17 protein-coding genes and 1 other RNA gene are annotated in these 23,589 nt (G+C 67.7%); 4 read left to right on the forward strand and 14 right to left on the reverse strand.

What is annotated here, in order from left to right; translation table 11 throughout:
- Entirely contained in the window at positions 1-1,395 is a 1,395-nt protein-coding gene (locus tag F464_RS0106555; protein WP_051092257.1) for an HD-GYP domain-containing protein, read from the forward strand.
- Positions 1,396-1,442: 47 nt separating this feature from the next.
- Positions 1,443-3,143: a putative bifunctional diguanylate cyclase/phosphodiesterase gene (locus F464_RS0106560; RefSeq protein ID WP_018988992.1), complete on the forward strand. Its 1,701-nt coding sequence runs from the start codon at positions 1,443-1,445 to the stop codon at positions 3,141-3,143.
- Positions 3,144-3,247: 104 nt separating this feature from the next.
- Here the strand turns inward: F464_RS0106560 and F464_RS0106565 are convergent, their stop codons facing one another.
- Both F464_RS0106565 and putA read right to left on the reverse strand, forming a co-directional pair.
- Positions 3,248-5,017 carry an autotransporter assembly complex protein TamA gene (locus tag F464_RS0106565; protein WP_026295806.1) on the reverse strand — a complete coding sequence of 590 codons (1,770 nt, stop codon included), beginning with the start codon at positions 5,015-5,017 and terminating at the stop codon, positions 3,248-3,250.
- A gap of 77 nt (positions 5,018-5,094) precedes the next feature.
- Positions 5,095-8,754 carry a trifunctional transcriptional regulator/proline dehydrogenase/L-glutamate gamma-semialdehyde dehydrogenase gene (putA, locus tag F464_RS0106570; protein WP_018988994.1) on the reverse strand — a complete coding sequence of 1,220 codons (3,660 nt, stop codon included), beginning with the start codon at positions 8,752-8,754 and terminating at the stop codon, positions 5,095-5,097.
- Between the two features lie 187 nt (positions 8,755-8,941).
- On the opposite strand from putA, the gene F464_RS0106575 reads away from it, so the two are divergent.
- Positions 8,942-9,421, forward strand: coding sequence for a winged helix-turn-helix transcriptional regulator (locus tag F464_RS0106575; RefSeq protein WP_018988995.1), 480 nt, complete (start codon positions 8,942-8,944; stop codon positions 9,419-9,421).
- A gap of 275 nt (positions 9,422-9,696) precedes the next feature.
- On the opposite strand, the gene F464_RS0106580 is transcribed toward F464_RS0106575, so the two are convergent.
- On the reverse strand, positions 9,697-10,698 hold the full coding sequence (locus F464_RS0106580; RefSeq protein ID WP_018988996.1) for a class 1 fructose-bisphosphatase: 1,002 nt from the start codon (positions 10,696-10,698) through the stop codon (positions 9,697-9,699).
- 206 nt (positions 10,699-10,904) lie between these two features.
- Here F464_RS0106580 and F464_RS0106585 point away from each other — a divergent pair, with 206 nt between their 5' ends.
- Positions 10,905-12,170: a D-amino acid dehydrogenase gene (locus tag F464_RS0106585; protein ID WP_026295807.1), complete on the forward strand. Its 1,266-nt coding sequence runs from the start codon at positions 10,905-10,907 to the stop codon at positions 12,168-12,170.
- Between the two features lie 132 nt (positions 12,171-12,302).
- On the opposite strand, the gene F464_RS0106590 is transcribed toward F464_RS0106585, so the two are convergent.
- From F464_RS0106590 to F464_RS0106635, 11 genes are all read right to left on the reverse strand, one after another.
- Positions 12,303-12,749 carry a ClpXP protease specificity-enhancing factor gene (locus F464_RS0106590; RefSeq protein ID WP_018988998.1) on the reverse strand — a complete coding sequence of 149 codons (447 nt, stop codon included), beginning with the start codon at positions 12,747-12,749 and terminating at the stop codon, positions 12,303-12,305.
- 43 nt (positions 12,750-12,792) lie between these two features.
- Positions 12,793-13,392 carry a glutathione S-transferase N-terminal domain-containing protein gene (locus F464_RS0106595; RefSeq protein ID WP_018988999.1) on the reverse strand — a complete coding sequence of 200 codons (600 nt, stop codon included), beginning with the start codon at positions 13,390-13,392 and terminating at the stop codon, positions 12,793-12,795.
- 94 nt (positions 13,393-13,486) lie between these two features.
- The gene (locus F464_RS0106600; protein ID WP_018989000.1) at positions 13,487-14,239 is read right to left on the reverse strand and encodes a cytochrome c1; all 753 of its coding nucleotides are present in this window, start codon (positions 14,237-14,239) and stop codon (positions 13,487-13,489) included.
- Positions 14,236-15,504 carry a cytochrome b gene (locus tag F464_RS0106605; protein WP_026295808.1) on the reverse strand — a complete coding sequence of 423 codons (1,269 nt, stop codon included), beginning with the start codon at positions 15,502-15,504 and terminating at the stop codon, positions 14,236-14,238. The genes F464_RS0106600 and F464_RS0106605 overlap by 4 nt, the downstream gene beginning before the upstream one ends.
- Before the next feature lie 3 nt (positions 15,505-15,507).
- Complete coding sequence (gene petA / locus F464_RS0106610) at positions 15,508-16,101, reverse strand: ubiquinol-cytochrome c reductase iron-sulfur subunit (RefSeq protein ID WP_018989002.1); 594 nt, start codon at positions 16,099-16,101, stop codon at positions 15,508-15,510.
- A gap of 198 nt (positions 16,102-16,299) precedes the next feature.
- Entirely contained in the window at positions 16,300-16,896 is a 597-nt protein-coding gene (gene recR / locus F464_RS0106615; RefSeq protein WP_018989003.1) for a recombination mediator RecR, read from the reverse strand.
- Positions 16,896-17,219, reverse strand: a complete 324-nt coding sequence (locus F464_RS0106620) for a YbaB/EbfC family nucleoid-associated protein (protein WP_018989004.1) — start codon at positions 17,217-17,219, stop codon at positions 16,896-16,898. Before F464_RS0106620 ends, recR begins: the two co-directional genes overlap by 1 nt.
- Before the next feature lie 25 nt (positions 17,220-17,244).
- Positions 17,245-19,230: a DNA polymerase III subunit gamma/tau gene (dnaX, locus tag F464_RS0106625; protein ID WP_018989005.1), complete on the reverse strand. Its 1,986-nt coding sequence runs from the start codon at positions 19,228-19,230 to the stop codon at positions 17,245-17,247.
- Positions 19,231-19,291: 61 nt separating this feature from the next.
- Positions 19,292-21,502 (reverse strand): patatin-like phospholipase family protein, encoded by a 2,211-nt coding sequence (locus F464_RS0106630; RefSeq protein ID WP_018989006.1) that lies wholly within the window; start codon positions 21,500-21,502, stop codon positions 19,292-19,294.
- Between the two features lie 127 nt (positions 21,503-21,629).
- Positions 21,630-21,728: signal recognition particle sRNA small type (gene ffs / locus F464_RS30230), an RNA gene on the reverse strand.
- A 153-nt stretch (positions 21,729-21,881) separates the two neighbouring features.
- The gene (locus tag F464_RS0106635) at positions 21,882-23,570 is read right to left on the reverse strand and encodes an AMP-binding protein (protein WP_018989007.1); all 1,689 of its coding nucleotides are present in this window, start codon (positions 23,568-23,570) and stop codon (positions 21,882-21,884) included.
- Positions 23,571-23,589 lie beyond the last annotated feature (19 nt).

Consider the following 23,589-nt stretch of genomic DNA (forward strand, 5'->3'; position numbering starts at 1 on the left):
ATGGGCAAGGGCGACGTTACGAGACCGGGCGGACCGGGCACTGACGACAGATCGGGCGGACGGAGGGAGCTGATTGCTGCGACCGACGCGCGCGTGGGCATGTTCGTCGTCGAACTCGATCGCCCGTGGGTCGGCACCCCCTTCCTGCTGCAGGGCTTCCTGATCGACGACGACAAGACGCTCGAACAGCTGCGCGAATGCTGCCGCTTCATCTACATCGACCGCAGCCGCTCCGTTGGCGACCACTACGGCGCGCAGGAACAGGCCCGCACGCTGCACACGGGCAACGCGGCACCGCGCCACGCGGTGATGGAGGCCGGGCCGGGCGGCGGCGGTAACCCGCTGAGCTTCCTGGAAGCACTCGCGCTCGTGCGCAAGGGCGGCCTCGACGCGGCCGCCGCGCGCCGGCTCGCGGGCGAGGCGATCGCGAATCGGCCCGAAACGCACTCCGTCGAGCGCGAACTGGTCCGCGCGTCGCCCGTCATCGCGGCGGCCGAAGCGGTGTTCGAGCAAGTCATCGCAGACGTGCGCGAGAACCGCAAGCCGGACATCGCCCAGGTCACTGAGTGCGTCGACGACATGCTGCAGAGCGTCAAGCGCAACCCCGATGCGCTGCTGTGGCTGATCCGGCTCAAGCACTACGACCGCTACAGCTACCACCACGCGCTCGACGTCACCGTGCACCTGATGGTGTTTGCGCACTGCATGGGTTTTTCCGAGGACGGCGCGACGGTGCTGGGCGTCGCCGGCATGATGCAGGACGTCGGCAAGATACGTCTGCCCGAGCGCGTGCTGCAGAAGGCCGGCCGCTTGAGCCGGCTCGAAATGGAGATCGCCAGGTCGCACGTCGAGCACTCGACGCAGATCATCCTGCAGGATCCGCATCCCATGCCGGGCCTGCTCGAGATCGTCAGCCGCCACCACGAACGCATCGACGGCTCGGGGTATCCCGCCGGACTGCGCAACGGGGCCATCGGCCTGCGCGCCGAGATGGCCGGCCTCGTCGACTCCTTCTGCGCGATGACGAGCAAGCGTGCCTACGACGAGCCGCTGAGCACCCAGCGCGCGCTCGAAGCGCTGATCCGTCAGCGCGACAGCAAGTTCTCCGCCAATGTCGTCGACGGGTTCATCCAGTGCATCGGCCTGTATCCCGCAGGAACGCTGGTCGAACTCAATTCCGGTGAAATCGCTGTCGTCATCGCACAGAACCGCGTCCGGCGCATGCAGCCGCGGGTGCTGGTGCTCCTGTGTGCCGACAAGACTCCGAACCCCCATCCGCCGACGCTGGATCTGCTCTACTCGCCCCTGACACCGGCCGGTGCCCCCTACCGGGTCCTGCGTGCGCTACCCGCCGGCGCCCATGGCATCGACCCGTCGGAGTTCTACCTATCCTGAACGCGACCCTGCCCCCCCTCCCGCGCCGCGCCGACGAAGTACTCGCCGTGATCGGTTATTCCGCAGCCGATGCGGCGGCGTTGCGGGCATTCGCGCTGGCCGTCCCTGACGACACGCTCGACGCCGCGTTTGCCGCATGCCTCGAACGCAACAACGCGCGGCCGCCCACACCGAGCGATACCGTACTGTATGCACGACTGCTCGACCGGCCGCTGTGGGGCACGAGCGAATGGCTCGACTCGCTCGCCGCGACGTGGCTGGACTGTAAGCAGTTCGGCAGCCCTCCGACGCTGCCGTCGGCCGCCTCCGCCCGTCTGGTCGAAGCCGTGCATGCCGTGCTGCATGCGGACGACCGCTCGCCCGGCAGTGCGGAATGCGACATCCTGCTGGCGACAGCCAAGCTCGCGCAGGCGGTGCAGGCGATGCTCGCAAGCGCATCGCTCGAGCGCCTGGACCTGCGCCTTGCGGCGGGCGAAGGCGTCGATCCGCTGACCGGGCTGCCCACGCGTGCGCAGTTCGTGCACGCGCTCGAGCGTGAGATGAACCGTCCGGAACAGAAGCTGGTCGGGCTCGTGCTCCTGCATCTTGCGTGGGGAGCCGGCGGCCCGCAACAGCTCAGCGCGCAGCGCGACCAGCTGCGCCGGCAGCTCAGCGACGCCATGGGCAGCGCGCTGCGCCCCGGCGACATGCTGTGCTCGATCGCGGACCAGGAATGGGCGCTGATCATGCCGGAACTGCGCAGCATCGGCCAGGTACAGCTCGCCGCACGCCGGCTGGTCGAGATCTGCGAACAGCTCCCCGAGCACAGCACGCCGCAATTGCGCGGCTCGATTCACGCCGGCACGGCATGTGCCCCCGAGGACGGCGACACGGCACACGACCTGGAGCACGCGGCACGCGCTGCCCTGCTTCGCGCAATGCGCGCGGGGATACCGGTGGTGTGCTTCCACACCGACATGATCGCGCGCATGGAGCACGAGATCGACCTCGAGCACGACATCGCGCGCACGATCGCCCATCCGCCGTTCCAGCTATGGCTGCAGCCACAGATCAGGCTCGACAGCGGCCGCTGCGCCGGAGCCGAGGCCTTGCTGCGCTGGCAGCGCACCGATGGCGAATGGGTTTCCCCACCGCAGATCATCGACATCGCCACCCGCCTGGGGCTGATGCCCGAGCTGTCCCGATGGATTCTCGGTCAGGCGGTACGCACGCTGTCCGAACTCGATGCGCAAGGCATAGAAATACCGGTATCACTCAATCTCGTCGCCGCGGACCTGCACGACGAGGAACTGCCGCATCTGGTCGCACAGATGCTCGCAACCTGGCGCGTGCCCCCTGCCCGCCTGGTACTGGAAGTCACCGAAGGCGCGCTCATCTCGGATCGCGATCGCGCCGGACGCGTGATCCAGGCCCTGCGCGCGCTCGGCTGCGGCGTCTCGCTCGACGACTTCGGCACCGGGTTTTCGTCGTTCGCCTACATGCGCGACCTCCCCGTCAGCGAGCTCAAGATCGACCAGCTTTTCGTCCGCGACATGCTGCGCTCGAGCCGCGATCACGCGATCGTCGCGACGGTGCAGGCGCTCGCGCACGGTTTCGGCATGCGCGTGGTGGCCGAAGGGGTCGAAGACCCGTCCACCGCCGACGAGCTCCGACGCATGGGCTGCGACCTCGCACAGGGATTCCTGTACGCCCGGGCGATGCCGCAGTCGGACTTCGTGCCCTGGGTGAAGGCACGCAACGCCGAGTGAAGCCGCTTCAGTATCGGGGATTGCGTTCGGGCCGCGCCTGACGAAGCCCTGCCAGGATCTCGCCCTTCGACCGGCTCAGGACGAACGGATGTGACGAGGGCATCTCAGAACGCGATCGCGATGCCGAAATGCAGGCGCATACGCCGCTCCGCCTGCCCCCAGGCGAGATCGAGGGCGAGCGGACCGGCCGGGCTTTTCCACCGCGCGCCGACGCCGTAGCCCTTCTTCCACTCGAAGATACCGCGATCGTCCGCCGCATCGCCGGCATCGAAGAAGGCCGCCGCGCCCCATTGCGGCCGGAACCAATGCACGTACTCGGCGCTCGCCGTCGCAAGGTAGCGCCCGCCGACGATCGCATCGGCATCCTGCACGCCGAGACTCTGGTAGGCATAGCCACGCACAGTCTGGGTGCCGCCGGTGCGGAAGAGGAAATCCTGCGGCACGCCATCACGGCTCTTCGCGAGCGTCGCGCCGCCCTCCGCACGCAGGATCAGCACGTCGCGCGCGACCACCGGCACGTAACGCACATAGCGGCCGTACAGACGCACGAAGTTCTGGTCCGACAGCAGGGCGCGCGAGCCGCCACCGATCTCGAGTTGCATCACGTCACCGCGGCGCGGATCGAGCACGTCATCGACCGCGCGCCGCGTCCACGCCCAGTTCAGCGTCAGCGCCTTGCGCCGGGTCGTGTCGCCGCCGTCCAGCTTGCGCTCCTCCTGTTGCAGGCGCAGCGCGAGGCGCGTGTCTATCGTGCCGCCCGCGATCGCGCGGGTGTTCGTGCGCGCCACCCCCACCGCCTGCGTCGTCAGCGTAAGCCCCTCGACGGTACTGCGTTCGGCCGCAGCGCCAACGCTGTCGCGATAGCCCCCCGGCGCCGGCGGCAGGAATACGTCGGCAAACAGCGACTGGCGCAACTGCTCCACGCGCAGGGCGCTGGCAAGCTCCCAGCCGCGGCCGAAGAGGTTCACGTCGCGCCAGCTGACCTCGCCGCGGAAGCCCGTATTGCTCGAATAACCGGTACCGAAGCCGAGCTGGCGCGAGCGCGCCTCGGACACCTGCACGCGCACCGGCACCGCCGCGGCGAGCGCCGGGTCGCGCTCGACGTCTACGACCACGGACGCGAACTGCGGCACGTTCTGCAGCGTGCCCTGCAACGCCAGCAGTTCATCCTGATTGAAGGGACGCCCCGGCTGCAGCCGGTTGAAACGCTCGACGAGATCGGCCGGGAGATTCTTCAGCCCCGCCACCTCGATCGGGCCGAGAAAGAAGGGCGGACCGGAATCGACGGTCACCAACAGCCGCACGGTCGCCGCCTCGGGATCGACCTCGGCGCGGCTATCGGCGATCCGTGCCGCGGCGTAGTCGCGCGACGCGACATCATCGAGCAGACGTCGCTTGGCATCATCCCAGGCCGACTGACGAAAAACCTGCCCGGCAGCGAGCGGCCAGGCATTGCGGAGCTGCGTGCGCCGCGCCGCGAGCGCCTCGCCTTGACCACCCAGCGCACCTTCGAACTGCACCTCGACCGCGACAACCTTCGCCGGCGTACCCGGCACGACGGTCAGTTTCCAGTCGCCCTCGTCTTCACGCTCCAGCCGCAGCTCGGGCGAGAAATAGCCTTCGGTCGCGAGCAACTCGGCCGCCTCGCGCCGCGCACGGCGCGCGAGCGCGATGCGATCGGCACGCTCGGCCGGCAGGATCTGGTCGCTGCGATTGAGGATGCGCAGGTGCCGCTCGAGCAGCGGACGCACACTTTCCGGCGCATCGAGCTGCACGCGCAGAGGCTGCTGCGCGGCGGCGAGCGGCGACAGCACGGCAAGGCACAGCGCGGCGAGCACGCGCGCACCTGATGCTCGGACGCGACGGACGGACATGGCCGGATTGTACCGGTCGCCGCCGCGCCCCAGCGTCCCGGACGAACGGCGTTGCGCGACGTTACCTGCAGCGGCCCTCAGTTCCCCATCGCCATCAGGCTCGCATTGCCGCCTGCCGCCGCGGTGTTGATGCTCAGCGTGCGCTCGGCCACCAGCCGGCCAAGGTCGTACTCCGGCTGCGGACGCACCACGGACAGGATCGGGCCGTCGCGGCGCGCGAGGCGCACACGCCATTCGTCGGCCATGCCTTCCTCACCGTCGAAGAGCAGCGCGCCAAACTCGCCGTCGAACCACTTCGCGTCGATGCGCACGCAGCGGGCGATCTCCGCCGGCAAGGCTGCAAGGAACTTGCGCGCGAGCGCATCGTCGCCCAGCACGAGGCCGTTGCCGGTCGCGAGCGCCGCCATCAACTGATGGAAGTGGCCCGCCATCGAACCCGCGAGCGCCGCGACCGTACCGCGCGGCCGGAAGCTCAGGCTGTTGTCCTCGCCGGTCGGCCCCGGCAGTGCAAGCCGCAGGTTCGCGAGATGATGGCTGCGGTAGGCTTCGGCACGCAGGCGCAGCGCCATCGTGTCGTCGCCCTCGACGAGCGTGCGTCCCGCCTCGTCGACCCACGCCGCGAAGCGCTCGAACAGATCCGGCACCGCGGCTGCCGTCGCGAACTCTGCGCCCGGGCTGCGGCGCAGCAGGCGATGCAGGTACAGCGGCCCGCCCGCCTTCGGCCCGGTGCCCGAGCGGCCTTCGCCGCCGAAAGGCTGCACGCCGACAACGGCGCCGATCATGTTGCGATTGACGTAGATGTTGCCGACATGGGCACGCGCGACGATGTCGTTGATGGTCTCGTCGATGCGCGAATGGACGCCCAGCGTCAGGCCGTAGCCGGTCGCGTTCACCTCGTCGACCACGCGCAGCAGCTCGTGCGCCGGGAAGCGCAGCACATGCAGCACCGGGCCGAAGACCTCGCGCTTGAGTTGCGACAGCGACCGGATCTCTATCATCGTCGGCGGCACGTAGGTGCCCTTCGCGCATGCGTCGGACACCGGCAGCTCGAACACCTTCGCGCCGCCCTTGCGCATTTCCTCGATGTGGCGGAGCAGCCCGGCCTGCGCCTCGGCGTCGATCACCGGGCCGATGTCCGCACGCACGTCGGCGGTGTTGCCGACCGCCAGCTCGCGCACCGCGCCCTCGGTCATCTCGATCACCCGGTCCGCGATGTCCTCCTGCAGGCACAGCACGCGCAGCGCCGAACAACGCTGTCCGGCCGAATCGAAGCTCGACGCGATCACGTCGCCGACAACCTGCTCGGGCAGCGCCGTGGAATCGACGATCATCGCGTTCTGCCCGCCGGTCTCGGCGATCAGCGGCACGTCACCGCCGCGCTCGGCGAGCGTGCGGTTGATGATCATCGCGACCTCGGTCGAGCCGGTGAACATCACGCCGCGCACGCGCGCATCGCGCACCAGCGCTGCACCGACGACTTCGCCGCGACCGGGCAGGAGCTGCACGACCGCCTCCGGAACGCCCGCCTCGCGGAACAGGCGCACCGCCCACGCGGCGATCAGCGGCGTCTGCTCGGCCGGCTTCGCGAGCACCGGATTGCCGGCGACGAGCGCCGCCGCCACCTGCCCGGCGAAGATCGCCAGCGGGAAATTCCACGGGCTGATGCACAGCACCGGCCCCAGCGGCAGGTGCTGTGCGTTGTCCAGCTCGCGCGCCTGCTGCGCGTAGTAGCGGCAGAAATCCACCGCCTCGCGCAGTTCGGCGATCGCGTTCGACCACGACTTGCCGGCCTCGCGCACCGCCAGCGCGATCAGCGCCGGCCCGTCGCGTTCGAGCAGGTCCGCGGTGCGCTCGAGACACTCGGCCCGCTGCACCGGCAGACGCGCCGCCCAGTCGTGCGCGGCGGCCGCGGCAGCGCGCAGCGCGGCCTCGACTTCGGCCAGATCGGCTTCGATGACTTCCCCGACGACATCCTCGAGGTCGGCGGGATTGCGCACCGGCTGCGGCGAACCTTCGATGACGAGACCGGCCACCAGCGGCCCGGCCGAATGGCGCTGCCTGCGGCTGTGCGCCAGCGCGGCGGCGATCGCGGAACGCACCGGCTCGCTCGACAGGTCGAAGCCCTGCGAATTGCGCCGCCCCTGTCCATACAGATCCCTGGGCAACGGGATGCGCGGATGCGGCGAGCCGGCGAGCGGCTCCGCGAGCGCGACCGGATCGCGGACGAGTTCCTCGACCGGCACGTTCTCGTCCACGATCAGGTTCACGAAGCTGGTGTTGGCGCCATTCTCGAGCAGGCGACGGACCAGGTAGGCGAGCAGCGTCTCGTGGCTGCCCACCGGGGCATAGATGCGCACCAGGCGGCGCAGGGCCGGGTCGCCGACGATCTGGTCGTACAGCGGCTCGCCCATGCCGTGCAGGCACTGGAACTCGTAGTCGCCTTTGCGGTAGTCGCCCTCGGCCATGTGCATGATCGACGCCATCGAGTGCGCGTTGTGCGTCGCGAACTGCGGATAGATCACGTCGCGCGCGGCCAGCAGCCGCTTCGCGCACGCGAGATAGGACACGTCCGTGTACACCTTGCGCGTATAGACGGGGTAGCCGTCCAGCCCGTCGATCTGCGCGCGCTTGATCTCGGCATCCCAGTAGGCGCCCTTCACCAGGCGCACCATCAGCCGGCGCTCGTTGCGGCGGGCGAGGTCGACGATCCAGTCGATCGCGAAGGGGGCACGCTTCTGGTAGGCCTGCACGACGAAGCCGATGCCGTCCCAGCCCGCCAGATCCTTGTCCTCGACCAACGCTTCGAGGAGATCCAGCGAAATGTCCAGCCGGTCGGCCTCCTCGGCGTCGATGTTGAGGCCGATGTCGTAGCCGCGCGCCAGTTCGCACAACTGCTTCAGTTTCGGCAGCAGCTCGCCCAGCACGCGCTCGCGCTGCGCCCAGTTGTAGCGCGGATGCAGCGCCGAGAGCTTCACCGAGATGCCGTTGCCGTCGACCACGCCACGCTTGGCGGACCCGTTGCCGATCGCATGGATCGCGTGCTCGTAGTCGTCGTAGTAGCGCTGCGCATCGGCCGCGGTCATGGCCGCCTCGCCCAGCATGTCGAAGGAGTAGCGATAGCCGCGCGTCTCGCGCTCGGCGCCGCGCTCGAGCGCTTCCTCTATCGTGCGCCCGGTCACGAACTGCTCGCCCAGCAGGCGCATCGCCAGATCCATGCCCTTGCGGATCAGCGGTTCGCCGCCGCGCGTCAGCAGCTTGGACAGCGCGCTCGCGAGCCCCTCCTCGCTGCGCGTCGCGACCAGGCGGCCGGTGATGAGCAGCCCCCAGGTCGCCGCATTCACGAACAGCGACGGACTCTGGCCCAGGTGCGCACGCCAGTCGCCACGCGAGAGCTTGTCCCGGATCAGACGGTCGGCCGTGGCCTTGTCGGGCACGCGCAGCAGCGCCTCGGCGAGGCACATCAACGCGACGCCTTCTTGGCTCGACAGCGAGAATTCCTTCATCAGCGCATCGACGCCGCTCGAACGGGCGCGCTTCGAGCGCAGGCCGACGACGAGCTGACGCGCCAGGTCATGGATGCGCCGCTGCATGACCGCATCGACGCGGGCGGCCTCGACGAGCGGCGGCACGCAGCTCGGCTCGGGGCTGCGGCAGGCGTCGAAGATGTGACGGCGCAGTTCCGGACGCGGGTCGGCAGGGATGGCGGCAAGGAGGTCGGAAGTGTTCTGGGTGCTCATGGGCGAAAGACTCCGCAAAGAATTCCCGGCGGGGTCTCCAGCCGCCGGCCCGGACGGGCGAACCCGCCCGTCAAAAACCCGATTCTTCACCCGACATCGTAGTTTATGGCTTCGAAATTCGCTTCCAATAAGTCATAATTCCTGCCGCAATCGAACCTTTCAGACGAATGGTCTACAGACGAACGGAATGGACCGCATAGATCTCAAGATTCTCGCCGAACTCCAGAAGGATGCCCGTCTGTCATTCGTGGAGCTCGCGCGCCGGGTCGGCCTGAGCAAGACGCCGTGTGCCGAGCGGGTACGCAAGCTGGAAGAAGGCGGCGTCATCCGCGGCTACCATGCGAACCTCGATCCGGTCGCGATGGACCGTTCGCACGTCGTGATCGTGCAGGTGCTGCTGAGCGGCACGACCGCGCACGAATTGAAGCTATTCAACGAGGCGGTCCAGCGCATCCCCGAGATCCAGACCTGCCAGATGATAGCGGGCGACTTCGACTACCTTCTAACGGTGCGCACGCGCGACATCCAGACCTACCGCAGCGTGCTGGGCGAGAAAATCTCGGAGCTGCCGTGCGTCAAGCAGACGCACACCTATGTGGTGATGGAAGTCGTCAAGGACGAGAAGACGATAGAGATCAAGACGGGCGACGGGCGCCGCTCCGCCTGATATCGTCGGCTGCGTGCAGGGACATTACCGCCGCAATCCTTGCCTTCGTGAACCGCCCCGCGGTCCGGGGGCGGCGCAGGACTGTCCGTGAGTGCCGGCGCTGCATGGGTTGCGGGAGAAGAAAGCGACGCATGTCTGAGCCGGCGCAGCCGGCGAGTTTGCGTCGCCGCTCCCGCGACCCATGCAGCGGCGGGAAGCCGAAGGCCACGAGCGCCTGCCCGGAGCAGCCCCCGGACCGCGCACGGGCGGGCGCCCCGACGGGGCGCCCGCCTTCCTCAGCCCTCGAGGTGGTACTTCGTCACGCGCTCGACTTCCGCCGCCGAGCCCAGCACCACCGGCACGCGCTGATGCAGCTTGGTCGGCTGCAGGTCCATGATGCGCTCGCGGCCCGTCGTCGCCGCACCGCCCGCCTGCTCGATGATCATCGCCATCGGATTCGCCTCGTACATCAGGCGCAGCTTGCCACCCTGGTCGCGGCACTTCTCATCCAGCGGATACATGAAGATGCCGCCGCGGGTCAGGATGCGGTGCACGTCCGCGACCATCGAAGCCACCCAGCGCATGTTGAAGTCCTTGCCGCGCGGGCCGGTCTTGCCGGCCTGCAGCTCGCCGACGTAACGCTGCACCGGCGGCTCCCAATGGCGCGCGTTCGACGCGTTGATCGCGAACTCCTGGGTCTCGTTCGGCACGGTCATGAAGGGATGCGTGTAGATGAAGCTGCCCATCTCGCGGTCCAGCGTGAATCCATGCACGCCATCGCCCACGGTCAGGATCAGCTGCGTCGACGGGCCGTACAGCGCATAGCCGGCAGCAACCTGCTCGCGGCCCGGCTGCAGGAAATTCTGCTCCGTCGGCTCGCCTTCGCCTTCCGGGTTACGCAGCACCGAGAAAATCGTGCCGACCGAGATATTCACGTCGATGTTCGACGACCCGTCGAGCGGATCGAAGAGCAGCAGGAAGCCGCCTTTCGGATAATCGAAGGGGATCTGATGCACCTCCTCGACTTCCTCCGACGCCATCGCCGCGAGGTGGCCGCCCCACTCGTTCGCCTGCAGCAGGATCTCGTTCGCGATCACGTCCAGCTTCTTCTGGGCCTCGCCCTGCACGTTGTCGGTACCGGCCTCGCCCAGCACGCCGGCCAGCGCACCCTTCGACACATTGACGCTGATCGCCTTCACGGCGCGGGCGACGACCTCGATCAGCAGGCGCAGCTCGGGCGTGGTCCGGCCCGCGCGCTGCTGCTCGATCAGGAACTGGGTTAGCGTGACGCGTCGCATGAAATGACTCCTTGTGGATCCGGCAGGGCCGGATGCAGATAATGGCGCAAGCTGAAAAAAGCGGATTATCCCGCGTACGGCGGCCGAACGCATCAAGATCCGCGCACCTGCGGCCCGGCGAAGGGGTTATGATCGCCATTCCGCGGGCTTCTCCGCGCAGCGGCGGCGACGGCAGGCCCGGCGACCGCAAGATCCGATCACTCACTATGCACGTTCTGGTTCTCGGCGCCGGCGTCACCGGCGTCACGACGGCCTGGTACCTCGCCAGGGCCGGATTCGAAGTCAGCGTCGTCGATCGCGAGCCCGCAGCGGCACTCGAAACCAGCCGCGCCAACGGCGGCCAGATCTCCATCAGCCACCCGGAACCCTGGGCCAATCCCGGCGCGCCGCTCACGGCACTGCGCTGGCTAGGCCGCGAGGACGCTCCGCTGCTGTTCCGTCCGCATGCCGACAGCGCCCAGTGGCACTGGGCCTTCGCCTTCCTGCGCGAATGCCTGCCCGGCCGCACGCGCCGCAACACCGCGGCCATCGCCAGCCTCGCCGTGCATAGCGGCCTGAAGCTGCGCGCGCTGCGCGCCGAAACCGGCCTCGCGTACGATCACCTCGAGCGCGGCATCCTGCACCTCTTCTTCACGCCGGGGGAATTCGCACACGCCCGCGGCCGCGTCGCCGAACTCGCCGCCTACGGCATCGCCGCGCGCGCGTGCGGGGCCGACGAATGCGTCGCGCTCGAACCCGCCCTCGCCGCGGAGCGCAGCCAGCTCGCCGGCGGCCTGTACGCGCCCGGAGACGAATCCGGCGACGCCTGCCGCTTCACACAGAGCCTCGCGCGGCTCGCCGCCGAAGCCGGTGTGAGCTTCCGTTACGACACGACGATCACCGGCCTGTCATGCACGCGCGGCGCCATCGAAGCGGTCGAGGTGCGTGACGCGCAGGGCCGCGCGGACACCCTGCGTGCCGACGCCTATGTCGTCTGCCTCGGCAGCTACGGCCGCGCCCTCGTCGCGCCGCTGGGCGAGAAGTTGCCGATCTACCCCGTCAAGGGCTATTCGATCACCGCACCCGTCACCGATCCCGCGCGCGCACCCAGCGTCAGCCTCACCGACGAATCGCGCCGCATCGTCTGCTCGCGCCTCGGCGACCGCCTGCGCGTGGCGGGCACGGCGGAGCTCAACGGCTTCGACACCACCATCAACACGGCGCGTTGCCAGGCGATTCTCGACTGGGTCGAGGCGCGCTTCCCCGGCGCCGTCGACCTCGCCCGGGCCGAGCGCTGGGCCGGCCTGCGCCCCGCCACACCCGGCAACATCCCGCTGATCGGGCGCAGCCGCGTCTCCCGCCTGTGGTACAACACCGGCCACGGCACACTGGGCTGGACCCTCGCCTGCGGTTCGGCGAGCGCACTCACCGATCTCATTTCCGGCCGACGCCCGCCGGTCGAGCATTTCCCCTTCCTCGACGGGCGGCGCTAAGCCCGTCCGCGGTCAAGGCGCGGCGCGGTATCCACCGCCCCGCCACGTCACGCGCAGCCGGTGCAATGACATGGAGCGGAGGCAGCAGCGCAGGCCGGCGGATCGCCGGCTGCACTGCCGTCCTGACGCTGCTTACTTGACGACTTTCAGGTGATTGCGGGCGGCGCCCCGGCCGCCGCCTGACGGCGTATCCGGCCCTTCGCCATCACCGGGACCGGAACCGCCTTCGACCGACACGTCTTCTTCGGGCTGCGCCTCGCTGCCGGCGATCTCCGGCTCGAACGCCATGCCATGCCCGTTCTCGCGCGCGTAGATCGCGAGCACGTTGGATACCGGCAGGGACAACGCATGCGCGACACCGCCGAAGCGCGCCTGGAAAGTGACCAGATCGTTACCCATCACCAGATGGTTGGTCGCATCCGGCGCGAGGTTGAGCACGATCTGCCCATCGCGCGCGTAGCCGGGCGGAACGACCGTGCGCTCATCGACTGCTACCGCGATGTAGGGCGTGAACCCCTGGTCGAGGCACCAGTCGTAGATGGCGCGCACGAGATAGGGTTTGGTGGATACCTTGCTCATATATTCGATCCGTGGGGCCCCGACGCGCGGGGCCGCCTGCGCGTCAACGACGCATTACCTTTTCGGACGGTGTCAGGGCGTCGATGAAGCCCTGGCGGCTGAAGATGCGCTCGGCGTACTTCATCAGGTTCGCGGCGGCCTTCGGCAGTTCGATGCCGTAGTGCTCGAGCCGCCACAGCAAGGGCGCGATCGCGACGTCGAGCATCGAGAATTCGTCGCCGAGCATGAACTTCTGCTTCGCGAAGATCGGCGCGAGCTGGACGAGCTGATCGCGAACGTGCGCGCGGCTCTTCTCGACCGTGGCCTTCTGGTTCTTCTCCAGCGTGTCGATGTGCGAGAACAGTTCGTGCTCGAAGGTGTGCAGCAATTGCCGTGCGCGGGCACGCATGATCGGGTCGGGCGGCATCAGCTGCGGATGCGGGAAGCGCTCGTCGATGTACTCGTTGATGATGTTGGACTCGTACAGGACGAGGTCGCGGTCGACCAGCACCGGCACCCGGTTGTACGGATTGATGACGGCAATATCTTCCGGTTTGTTGTAGAGATCGACGTCGATGACCTCGAAGTCCATCCCCTTTTCGAACAGCACGATCCGGCAGCGATGGCTGAACGGATCGGTGGTGCCGGAATACAGGTTCATCATGGTGTTACAGCTCCCGATACAAAAACAAAGCGCACCACGCGGTGCTCGCGTGGTGCGTCAGACTTCAAGGCGTCGAATCAGTTCGCGCCGACGTTCAATGAACGTCCTTCCAGTAGTTCTTCTTCAGCGCGAAGCTGAGCGCGAACAGGCCGGCGAGGAAGATCAGCACGACAACGCCGATGGTCTTGCGCTTCTCGGCGACGGGTTCGCCCATCCACACGAGGAAGGAGACGAGATCCGCGACGGTCTTGTCGTAATCCTGCGCCGACAGCTTGCCGGGCTTGGCGAGCTCGAGCTCGATGGCCTTCACGCCTTCGTGCTCGGTCACCTTGGCAACCTGCTCGCCCTGCAGCTCCCACAGCACGTGCGGCATGCCGACGTTCTCGAACACCTTGTTGTTCCAGCCCGTCGGACGGTTCGGGTCGCGATAGAACTGGCGCAGGTAGGTGTACAGCCAGTCGGCGCCGCTGCCGAACTCCGAGGCGCGCTGGCGCGCGATCAGGGTCAGGTCGGGCGGAGTCACGCCGAACCAGGCCTTCTGCTCCTTCGTGCTCGCCGCGACCTTCATCAGATCGCCGATGCGCTCGCCCGTGAACATCAGGTTGTCGCGGATTTCCTGCTCGGTCAGACCGATCTGCGTCAGCGTGTTGTAGCGGACGAAGCTCGCGTTGTGGCAGTTCATGCAGTAGTTGACGAAGGTCTTGGCACCCGCCTGCAGTGCAGCCGGATCCTTGCTCACCGGGGCCTTGTCGAGATGCAGCACCGCACCGGAGGCCAGCGCCAGCGTGGGCGCGAACAGCGCCGCAGCGGCCAGGCGCTTCAGGGTCTTGATCACGTTGATAGTCATTTGAAAGTCACCCTATCCGGTTCGGGTTTGCACTTGTCGATTTTGCTGTACCAGGGCATCGCCAGGAAGAAGGCGAAATAGATCACCGAGCAGATCTGCGCCACCAAGGTACGACCCGGGGTCGGCGGCAGAACACCGAGGTAGCCGAGGATGAAGAACGCGACGACGAAGACCGCAAGGATGCCCTTGTACAGGCCGCCCTTGTAGCGGATCGACTTCACCGGGCTGCGATCGAGCCAGGGCAGGAAGGCGATGATGACGACCGATGCGCCCATCGCGACCACGCCCCAGAACTTCGCATCGAGGCCGAACAGCGGGTAGGTGACCGCGCGCAGGATCGAGTAGAAGGGGGTGAAGTACCACACCGGAGCGATGTGCGGCGGCGTTTTCAGCGGGTCAGCCGGGATGAAGTTGTTGTACTCGAGGAAGTAGCCGCCGCCTTCGGGCGCGAAGAACACGATCGCCGTGAAGAAGATCAGGAAGCCGACCACGCCGACGATGTCCTTCACCGTGTAGTACGGATGGAAGGGGATGCCGTCGAGCGGGATGCCGTTGGCGTCCTTCTTCTTCTTGATCTCGACGCCGTCGGGGTTGTTCGAGCCGACTTCGTGCAGCGCGACGATGTGCGCGAGCACCAGGCCGATCAGCACCAGCGGCACGGCGATGACGTGGAAGGAGAAGAAGCGGTTCAGCGTCGCGTCGGACACGACGAAGTCGCCGCGGATCACCAGCGACAGGTCAGGACCGATGACCGGGATCGCCGAGAACAGGTTCACGATGACCTGCGCGCCCCAGAAGGACATCTGTCCCCACGGCAGCAGATAGCCCATGAAGGCTTCGGCCATCAGCGCGAGGAAGATCAGGGTGCCGAAGATCCAGATCAGTTCGCGCGGCTTGCGGTAGGAACCGTAGAGCAGCCCGCGGAACATGTGCAGGTACACGACGATGAAGAACGCCGAGGCGCCGGTCGAGTGCAGGTAGCGGATCAGCCAGCCGCCCGGGACTTCGCGCATGATGTACTCGACGCTGGCGAACGCGACCGGAATGCCGGAGGCGTTGACCGAAGCGTCGGGTTTGTAGTGCATGACCAGGAAGATGCCGGTCAGGATCTGGATCACCAGCACGAGCAGCGCGAGCGAACCGAAGAAATACCAGAAGTTGAAGTTCTTCGGCGCGTAGTACTCGGACAGGTGCTCTTTCCAGGTCGATGTCAGCGGAAACCGCTCGTCGACCCAGTTGAGCAATTGTTGGGATTTGGTAGTCATCGCTTAGGCCTTTGAGTCGTCACCGATGAGGATCGTGGTATCGGAAAGATACTTGTGCGGCGGCACCTCGAGGTTGTCGGGCGCCGGCATGCTCTTGAACACGCGACCGGACAAGTCGAACTTCGAACCGTGACAGGGGCACAGGAAGCCGCCGTGCCAGTCTTCGCCCATGCCGCTTTCGGCACCCATCTTGAACTTGTCGCTCGGCGAGCAGCCCAGGTGCGTGCAGATACCGACGGCGACGAGGTATTCGGGCTTGATGGAGCGGCTCTTGTTTTTCGCGTACTCCGGCTGCATCTGCTTGGCAGATTCCGGATCGCTGACAATGGTGTCGGTCTTGTCGAGCGACGCAAGCATCTCGGGGGTCCGGCGCAGAATCCACACGGGTTTGCCACGCCACTCAACCGTCATCATTTCGCCCGGCGCCAGCTTGCTGATATTCGCCTCGACCGGCGCACCTGCAGCCTTCGCACGCTCCGACGGCGTCAGACTGGCAACGAACGGCACAGCCGTCGCCACCGCAGCCACGCCACCGGCGGCCGACGTCGCGACAAGCAGTTGCCGGCGGCCACTGTCCATCTTCTGATCCACGCTCATGACCTCATCCCTGAAAAGAAACCCGTTTCCGGATACAAAAAAACTGCGGGATTTTAACAAAAAGCCTGATACATAAAAAGAGGGCATGCCGCAATCATGTCATTGACATAGGCAAAAGCCACGGTCTTGAGGCGTTGCGCGGAAACGACTGGAGTCATATGCTGCAATGCAGCTTCCGCAACGCAGCAAAACCCCGGATCAGAGCGCCCGACGCTCGACGAGGGCCTGTGCGATCGTGCCCGTATCGGTGTGTTCCAGCTCGCCGCCGACAGGTACACCACGCGACAGGCGACTCACCCTGACGCCGCGTGCGGAAAGCAGCTCGGCGATGACGTGGGCGGTGGCTTCGCCCTCGTTGGTGAAGTTGGTGGCGAGGATCACTTCCTTCACCGCATCGTCCGAGGCCCGCGCGAGCAGCTTGTCGAGGCGCAGTTCGCGCGGCCCGATGCCGTCGAGCGGGGACAGGCGCCCCATGAGGACGTAGTAGAGGCCGTTGTAGAGCTGTGTCTGCTCCATCATCGCGAGGTCTGCCGGCATTTCGACGACGCACAACAGCGAGTGGTCACGCTGCGGATTCGCACAGCGCTGGCAGATATCGGTTTCCGAGAAGGTGTTGCAGCGCTCGCAGTGGCGCAGCACTTCGAGCGCGTGCCCGAGCGCCCGCGCGAGCCGGCCGGCGCCGCGCTGGTCCCGCTGCAGCAGGTGGTAGGCCATGCGCTGCGCCGACTTAGGGCCGACGCCGGGTAGCGCGCGCAGGGCTTCGATGAGTTCGTCGAGACTCGAGGGGGAGCTCATCAGAACGGGAGCTTCATCCCGGGCGGCAGGTTGAGGCCGGACGTGAAGCCCGCCATTTTCTCCTGCGTGGTCGCCTCGGCGCGGCGCACGGCGTCGTTCATCGCGGCGGCGACGAGGTCCTCCAGCATTTCCTTGTCGTCCATGACCGAGGGGTCGATGGTGACGCGGCGCACGTCGTGCTTGCAGGTCATGAGGACCTTCACCATGCCGGCCCCTGCCTGGCCTTCGACTTCTACGAGGGCGAGCTGGTCCTGCATCTTCTTCATGTTTTCCTGCATCTGCTGGGCCTGCTTCATCAGGCCCGCAATTCCGCCTTTCATCATGGTGCGATTCTCCGCAATTGGGGATTCAAAGTGGTTTCACCGACGCTTCCACGAGGGTTGCGTCGAATCGTTCGATCAGTTCGCGCACGAAAGGATCGCTTTCGAGGGCCGCGACCGCCTCGGCGTGGCGCGCGCGGCGATCGGCCTCGTCGCGCTGGGCGGGCGTCTCGCCCGCGATCGCGCCGACGGTGGTGCGCAGCTTGAGCGGCGCCCCGTACAGGGAGGCGAGCTGGTCCTGGATGCGCTCGACCACCCCCTGATTCATGTCCAGGAGGTGTCGATGGGCGTTCGACAGCCGCAAGTCGATCACGCCGTCGGCAAAGCCGAGCCACTCGCAGTGCTGCGCGAACTCGCGCACGAGGCCGCCAAGGCCGAGCCGGCGGATGAGGCCGTGCCAGTTGCCGGCAGCGAAGTCCGCCGCCGCGTCGTCGTCGCCGGACTGGGGCGCAGGCGTCGCGACCGGCGGAGCCGGCGGAGCAGAGGCCACTTCCGGCAGCGGAGCGGGCTGCGGCGCCCTCTCGGGCAGCACCGCGAGCGCAGGCCGCGCCGCAGCCTGGGGTGGAGCGGCTTCGGCGGGCGGCTCGGAGCGAAGCACGGCCGGTTCGGCGCTCTGGCCGGCGAAGGCTTCCGGTGGGAGATCCTCCCAGGGCGGCACCGAGTTGGAGGGCTCCGACCGGGTCTCCGCGGGGGCGCTTGCCGCGGCCGGCGCCGGGTGGTGCACGGGCTCGGCCACCGGGGCAGGGGCTGCGGGCACCGGCGCGGACGCCGAGGGCGCTGCGGACATTGCAGGCGTCGCCGGGGCGGACTGGGCGCCTGCATTCGCGGGAGCCGGTCGCGGAACTGCTGCGGGCCGCGGGGCTGCCGGCGGCAGGCTGCGGGCGACGCCCCCTCCCCCGCCTTCGGCCGCGGGGCTGCCGAGCGCCGGCGGCTGGTCGGGGCGGAACGCGTGCAGGCGCAGCAGCGTCATCGTGAAACCGGCGTAGTCGTCGGGCGCGAGCGACAGCTCGTCGCGGCCATGGATCGCGATCTGGTACGCGAGCTGGAGGAATTCGGCGTCGAAGGCCTCGGTATAGGGCAGCACGCGCTGGCGCTCGGTCTCGTCGGCGATCGCGGCGGGGGCGAACTGCGCAAGGGCGACGCGGTGCAGCAGCGATGCGAGGGCCTGCAGCGCCGCATCGAAGGAGAGGCTGCGCGCTTCCATGCGGTCGGCGATGCCGAGCAGCGCCGTGACGTCGGCTGCGACGAGCGCATCGAGCACGGCATACAGGTGGTCGTCGCCGACCGTGCCGAGCATGTGGGTGACCTGCTCTTCCTCGACCTTGCCCGAGCCGTGGGCGATGGCCTGGTCGAGCAGCGACAGTGCGTCGCGCATGGAGCCGTTGGCGGCCTTGGCGAGGTGGCGCAGCGCCGGAGCCTGGAACGGGATGGTCTCGGCCTCGAGGATACGCGACAGGTGGTCGACGATGTGGCCCTGCGGCATCTGCTTGAGGTTGAACTGCAGGCAGCGCGACAGCACGGTGACCGGGATCTTCTGCGGGTCGGTGGTCGCGAGAATGAACTTCACGTGCTCCGGCGGCTCTTCAAGCGTCTTCAGCATCGCGTTGAACGCATGCCCGGTGAGCATGTGCACTTCGTCGATCATGTAGACCTTGTAGCGGCCCTGCACCGGCGCGTACACCGCCTTGTCGAGCAGGGCGGCCATGTCCTCGACGCCGCGGTTCGACGCCGCGTCCATCTCGACATAGTCGGGGAAGCGGTCGGCATCGATCGCCTGGCAGGCTGCACACTGGTTGCAGGGCTCGGCCGTGACGCCGGTCTCGCAGTTCAGCGCCTTGGCGAGGATGCGCGAGATCGTCGTCTTGCCGACGCCGCGGGTGCCCGTGAACAGCCAGGCGTGATGCAGCCGGCCGGTCGCGAGCGCATGACTGAGCGCACGGACGACATGCTCCTGGCCGACCAGCGTCGCAAAGGATTTCGGCCGCCACTTGCGGGCGAGAACTTGATAGCTCATGGCGCGGGATTCTAGCAGAGCACCGGGAGTGGTCCCCGGCTGAATGCGCGGGGCACGCCGCTCAGGGTTGTCCGAGCTGCAGGTAGTAGCGCACGTCGCCGGCTTCGGGCGAGTAGCTGGCACCCACGTAGATCGGACCGAGGGCGGTGTCGGCGCCAAGGAAGAGCGAGTACGCGCGGCGCCGGCCGGGATCGGGCGTGAGGGAGGCGCCGTAGTTGCGCAGTTCGGCCCATTCGGCGGTGGCGCCGGCATATACCCCGCGCCCGAGCGTGTCGGGCAGGCGCGTGATCTGGCGGTAATAGGCGGCACTCACGAGCGCCACCTGATCGGCGGCGAGTTCGCCATAGCGGTAGCCGGACAGGCGGAACGGCCCGCCGAGCAGGGTACGGCCGACTTCGGGCAGGTCGCGGTCCGGGCTGCCGGCGAGCAACCCATGCAGGCGCAAAACGTTGGACCCGATCGAGGTCGCGGCGTCACCGTCGAGCTCGGTGAAGAAGTAGCGCTGATCGGCACCGAAAGTCGGCGAGTGCAACTCCGCGCGCAGGCGGGCCGCGTAGCCGCGCCGGGGAAAGAAGGGGCTGTCGAGGCGGTCCAGGACGGCTGAGGCATGCAGCCAGCCGTCCTCGATGAGACGCTCGGGGTAGAGTTCCGGCCCGGAGATGACCTCCGAACTGCGTCGGCCGCGTCGCCAGCCCGCGCGCAGTTCGCCCCACATGCCGACCTCGTAGCCGGCATCGAGGCCGATCAGGCCCCCCTTCTCCTTGTTCTCGGACAGCTTGCGCCCGTCGACGAAAACGGGCAGCACGCGATTGAAGAGTTCGAAGGACGGCGCGACGAACCAGCCGCTGTCGAGGTCGAGCGGCTGGAACAGCTCGGTACGGATGCGGTTGGTCGTGCCGAGCTGCAGGTCGGTGTCCCAGCGCCCGCCGCGGGTGTTCAGCCAGCGGCGCGACAAGCCGGCATAGAGGCCGACCTGGGAGCCGCCTTCGAAGTCGGCCGCGAGGCCCCCGCCGAAGCGCAGCAGATTGGGCCCCGACGCCTTTTCGTCAGCGTCGAGTTGCACCGTGGCACGCGGCCCGTCGTGCAGCACGCTGTAGCGCAGGCGGTCGAAATCGCCGCGCTCGTAGATGCGGTCGATGTCCTGCTCCAGTTTCGGCGTGTCGAGCGGCTCTCCGGCCTTCTGCGTGAGCGTGGCGCCGAAGAGGCGTTCTGGCACGAACTTGAGGCCTTCGACCTTGATGTCCGCGACGACGGGGGCGCGCTTGTGCCAGCGGAACTGGCGCAGCGCCTGCCACTTCGCGTAGCTGTCCTCATCGACGCTGAAACGCGCAAGCGAGGCGGACTGGCGCAGTGCGGCCTCGGTGCCGTAGGGAATGGTCTCGAGCACACGGTCGAAGTCGCGCGACGTGATGCCGGGCAGCTCGACCTGGATGAGGGCGTCGTCCGGTCCCAGGCGCGCAAGCTGCTGGCGCACGTTCTGCTCGAGGGCGAGGTTGATCGCCTGCAGCGCGATGTCGGTCGCCGAGCGCAGGCGCTCGCGTGCGTGCGGCGGCGTGCCGAGGTTTACGGCGATCACGCGCCCGCCGCACAGCTCGCGGCCGATGTCGACGGGCAGGTTCATCACGAGGCCGCCATCGACGAGCAGGCGTTTGTCGTTCTCGATCGGCAGGAACACGCCGGGCACGGCCATGCTCGCGCGCATCGCGCGCCACAGCGGGCCCTTGTCGAGCAGCACGAGTTCGCCGGTCTCGAGGTCGGTGGCGACCGCGCGGTAGGGCAACGCGAGGCTGTCGAAGGTGTCGAGGACTTCGGCGTCGCCGGCGAGCCGCGTGAGGAAGCGGTCCATCGCCTGGCCCGAGATCGCGCTCTGCGGCAGCAGCAGCGCGCCGTCGCCGTAGCCCAGGGTGATCGCCGAACGGTTGCGCGCGGCGTCCTGCTTGTCGCGGAAGGGCTGGTCCTCGCGCGGCACGCTGCTGGCGAACATGTTCACCCAGTCGACTGCCTGGATCTCGCGCACCATGTCGCCCAACTCCATCCCGGCCGCGTAGGCGCCGCCGACGATGGCGCCCATCGAGGTGCCGACGATGCAGTCGACGGGGACGCGCATATCCTCGAGAACCTTCAGCACGCCGACATGGGCGATGCCGCGCGCGCCGCCGCCCGAGAGCACGAGCGCGACACCCTGCGGCGGCGTGGATGTTTCGGCGCTCACGGGCACGGCGGCGATGCCGGCCAGACACAGCAGGGAAAGGGCAAGGGGACGCAGGTTCAAGCGCGTGCTCGACGAAGGGACTCACCGAAGATAGCGCAAGACCGCAGGGCGTGCGTAACGGAAGTCCCGCAAGGAGGCACAAAATGAAACGGGCGCCCCATTGCGGAGGCGCCCGTTCGCGAATGAGGGTGGCGAGCCCGACCCCCGGCACTTGCAGGGAACGGCTGTGGCTGCTGCCTTCCGGCCCTGACCAGGTTCACCGCGCTGCAATGCGGGGAGACCCGCCACGGGCGGCATTGTAGCAGCTTATGGCCAGAGGGCGGGCGCGGCGAGCGACATTCCATCGGTCGGATGAGCCCGATCGTCGCATGGCGGGACGCACTACGCGCCTCCCGCCCTACGGGTCACCGCAGGGCGGGCGCGACCGCCACTACTTCGCTCAGCCCTTCAGCTCGGGGAAATCCTCCTCGAAGAACTCCAGCGCGCCGCGCACGGAGCCGTCCTTGCCCTCCTCGCTCTTCCTCAGCTCGACGCGGCGGATCTTGCCCGAGATGGTCTTGGGCAGGTCCGAGAACTCGAGGCGGCGGATGCGCTTGTAGGGGGCGAGCTTGTCGCGCGTGAAGGCGAAGATGTCCTTCGCGAGCTCCTTCGACGGCTCGAAGCCGGCGGCGAGGATCACGTAGGCCTTGGGTACGGCCAGGCGCAGCGGGTCCGGGCTCGGCACGACGGCGGCTTCGGCGACGGCCGGGTGCTCGATCAGGATCGATTCGAGTTCGAAGGGGCTGATGCGGTAGTCGGACGCCTTGAACACGTCGTCGGCGCGGCCGACGTAGGTGATGTAGCCTTCCTCGTCGATGCTCGCGACGTCGCCGGTGCGGTAGTGGCCGTCACGCATGACTTCGGCAGTCTTCGCTTCGTCGCCGGCGTAGCCGAGCATCAGGCCCATCGGGCGCTTGGCGAGCACGAGGCTGATCTCGCCTTCCTCGGCCGGCTTGCTGTCGGCGTCGAGCAGCGCGATCGTGTAACCGGGCAGCGGGCGGCCCATCGATCCGGGCTTGAGCTTCTGGCCCGGCGGATTGCCGATCTGGCAGGTGGTTTCGGTCTGGCCGAAGCCGTCGCGGATCGTGATGCCCCAGGCCTTCTTCACCTGCTCGATGACTTCAGGGTTGAGCGGCTCGCCGGCGCCGATGAGTTCGCGCAGCTTGGTCTTCACCGAGGCGAGGTCTTGCTGGATCAGCATGCGCCACACGGTCGGAGGCGCGCACATGGTCGTGATCTCGTACTTCACGAGCACGTCGAGCAGTGCCTTGGCGTTGAAGCGGTTGTAGTTGTACAGGAAGACGCAGGCGCCGGCGTTCCACGGAGCGAAGAAGCAGCTCCAGGCGTGCTTGGCCCAGCCCGGGGAGCTGATGTTCATGTGGCGGTCGTTCGGCTGCAGGCCGATCCAGTACATCGTCGACAGGTGGCCGACGGGGTAGGACTGGTGGCTGTGCTGGACGAGCTTGGGCTTGGAGGTGGTGCCGGAGGTGAAGTACAGCAGCAGCGGGTCGGTGACCTTCGTGACGCCCGACGGCGCGAATTCCGGCGAGGCGGCGTAGGCGTCCTCGAAGGACAGCCAGCCAGCGGTCGCGCCGCCGACGCTGACGCGGGTGTAGGCACCGGCGAGGTCGGCGAACTTGTCGGTGTGGGCCTTGCCGATCACGACGTGCTTGACCTGGCCGCGCTCGAGGCGGTCGGCGAGGTCGTCCGGAGTCAGCAGCGTGGTCGCGGGGATCACGACGGCGCCGAGCTTGATCGCGGCGAGCATGGTTTCCCACAGCGGGACTTCGTTGCCGAGCATGATCAGGATGCGGTCGCCGCGCGCCACACCCTGCTCGCGCAGCCAGTTGGCGACGCGGTTGGAGCGGGCCGACATCTCGGCGAAGGAGAGCTTCGACTCGCGGCCGTCTTCCTCGACGATCCACAACGCGGGCTTCTCGTTGCCCTTGGCCATGAAGTCGAAGTAGTCGAGCGCCCAGTTGAACTCGGTGAGTTGGGGCCACTGGAAGCCGGCATACGCGGTCGCGTAGTCGGTGCGGTTGGCCAGCAGGAAGTCCCGCGCTTTCAGAAACTCGGCAACTGCAGTCATTTCCTCTCCTTTCCCAGAA

Origin of the sequence: Aromatoleum toluclasticum ATCC 700605, assembly GCF_000378245.1 — a bacterium.
GTDB classification, from domain to species: Bacteria; Pseudomonadota; Gammaproteobacteria; order Burkholderiales; family Rhodocyclaceae; genus Aromatoleum; species Aromatoleum toluclasticum.

What these genes read in the sequence shown, in the direction of transcription:
- F464_RS0106555 (WP_051092257.1), top strand. Translation starts at nt 1, where the DNA reads ATGGGCAAGGGCGACGTTACGAGACCGGGCGGACCGGGCACTGACGAC.
- F464_RS0106565 (WP_026295806.1), bottom strand. Translation starts at nt 5,017, where the DNA reads ATGTCCGTCCGTCGCGTCCGAGCATCAGGTGCGCGCGTGCTCGCCGCG.
- putA (WP_018988994.1), bottom strand. Translation starts at nt 8,754, where the DNA reads ATGAGCACCCAGAACACTTCCGACCTCCTTGCCGCCATCCCTGCCGAC.
- F464_RS0106575 (WP_018988995.1), top strand. Translation starts at nt 8,942, where the DNA reads ATGGACCGCATAGATCTCAAGATTCTCGCCGAACTCCAGAAGGATGCC.
- F464_RS0106580 (WP_018988996.1), bottom strand. Translation starts at nt 10,698, where the DNA reads ATGCGACGCGTCACGCTAACCCAGTTCCTGATCGAGCAGCAGCGCGCG.
- F464_RS0106585 (WP_026295807.1), top strand. Translation starts at nt 10,905, where the DNA reads ATGCACGTTCTGGTTCTCGGCGCCGGCGTCACCGGCGTCACGACGGCC.
- F464_RS0106590 (WP_018988998.1), bottom strand. Translation starts at nt 12,749, where the DNA reads ATGAGCAAGGTATCCACCAAACCCTATCTCGTGCGCGCCATCTACGAC.
- F464_RS0106595 (WP_018988999.1), bottom strand. Translation starts at nt 13,392, where the DNA reads ATGATGAACCTGTATTCCGGCACCACCGATCCGTTCAGCCATCGCTGC.
- F464_RS0106600 (WP_018989000.1), bottom strand. Translation starts at nt 14,239, where the DNA reads ATGACTATCAACGTGATCAAGACCCTGAAGCGCCTGGCCGCTGCGGCG.
- F464_RS0106605 (WP_026295808.1), bottom strand. Translation starts at nt 15,504, where the DNA reads ATGACTACCAAATCCCAACAATTGCTCAACTGGGTCGACGAGCGGTTT.
- petA (WP_018989002.1), bottom strand. Translation starts at nt 16,101, where the DNA reads ATGAGCGTGGATCAGAAGATGGACAGTGGCCGCCGGCAACTGCTTGTC.
- recR (WP_018989003.1), bottom strand. Translation starts at nt 16,896, where the DNA reads ATGAGCTCCCCCTCGAGTCTCGACGAACTCATCGAAGCCCTGCGCGCG.
- F464_RS0106620 (WP_018989004.1), bottom strand. Translation starts at nt 17,219, where the DNA reads ATGATGAAAGGCGGAATTGCGGGCCTGATGAAGCAGGCCCAGCAGATG.
- dnaX (WP_018989005.1), bottom strand. Translation starts at nt 19,230, where the DNA reads ATGAGCTATCAAGTTCTCGCCCGCAAGTGGCGGCCGAAATCCTTTGCG.
- F464_RS0106635 (WP_018989007.1), bottom strand. Translation starts at nt 23,570, where the DNA reads ATGACTGCAGTTGCCGAGTTTCTGAAAGCGCGGGACTTCCTGCTGGCC.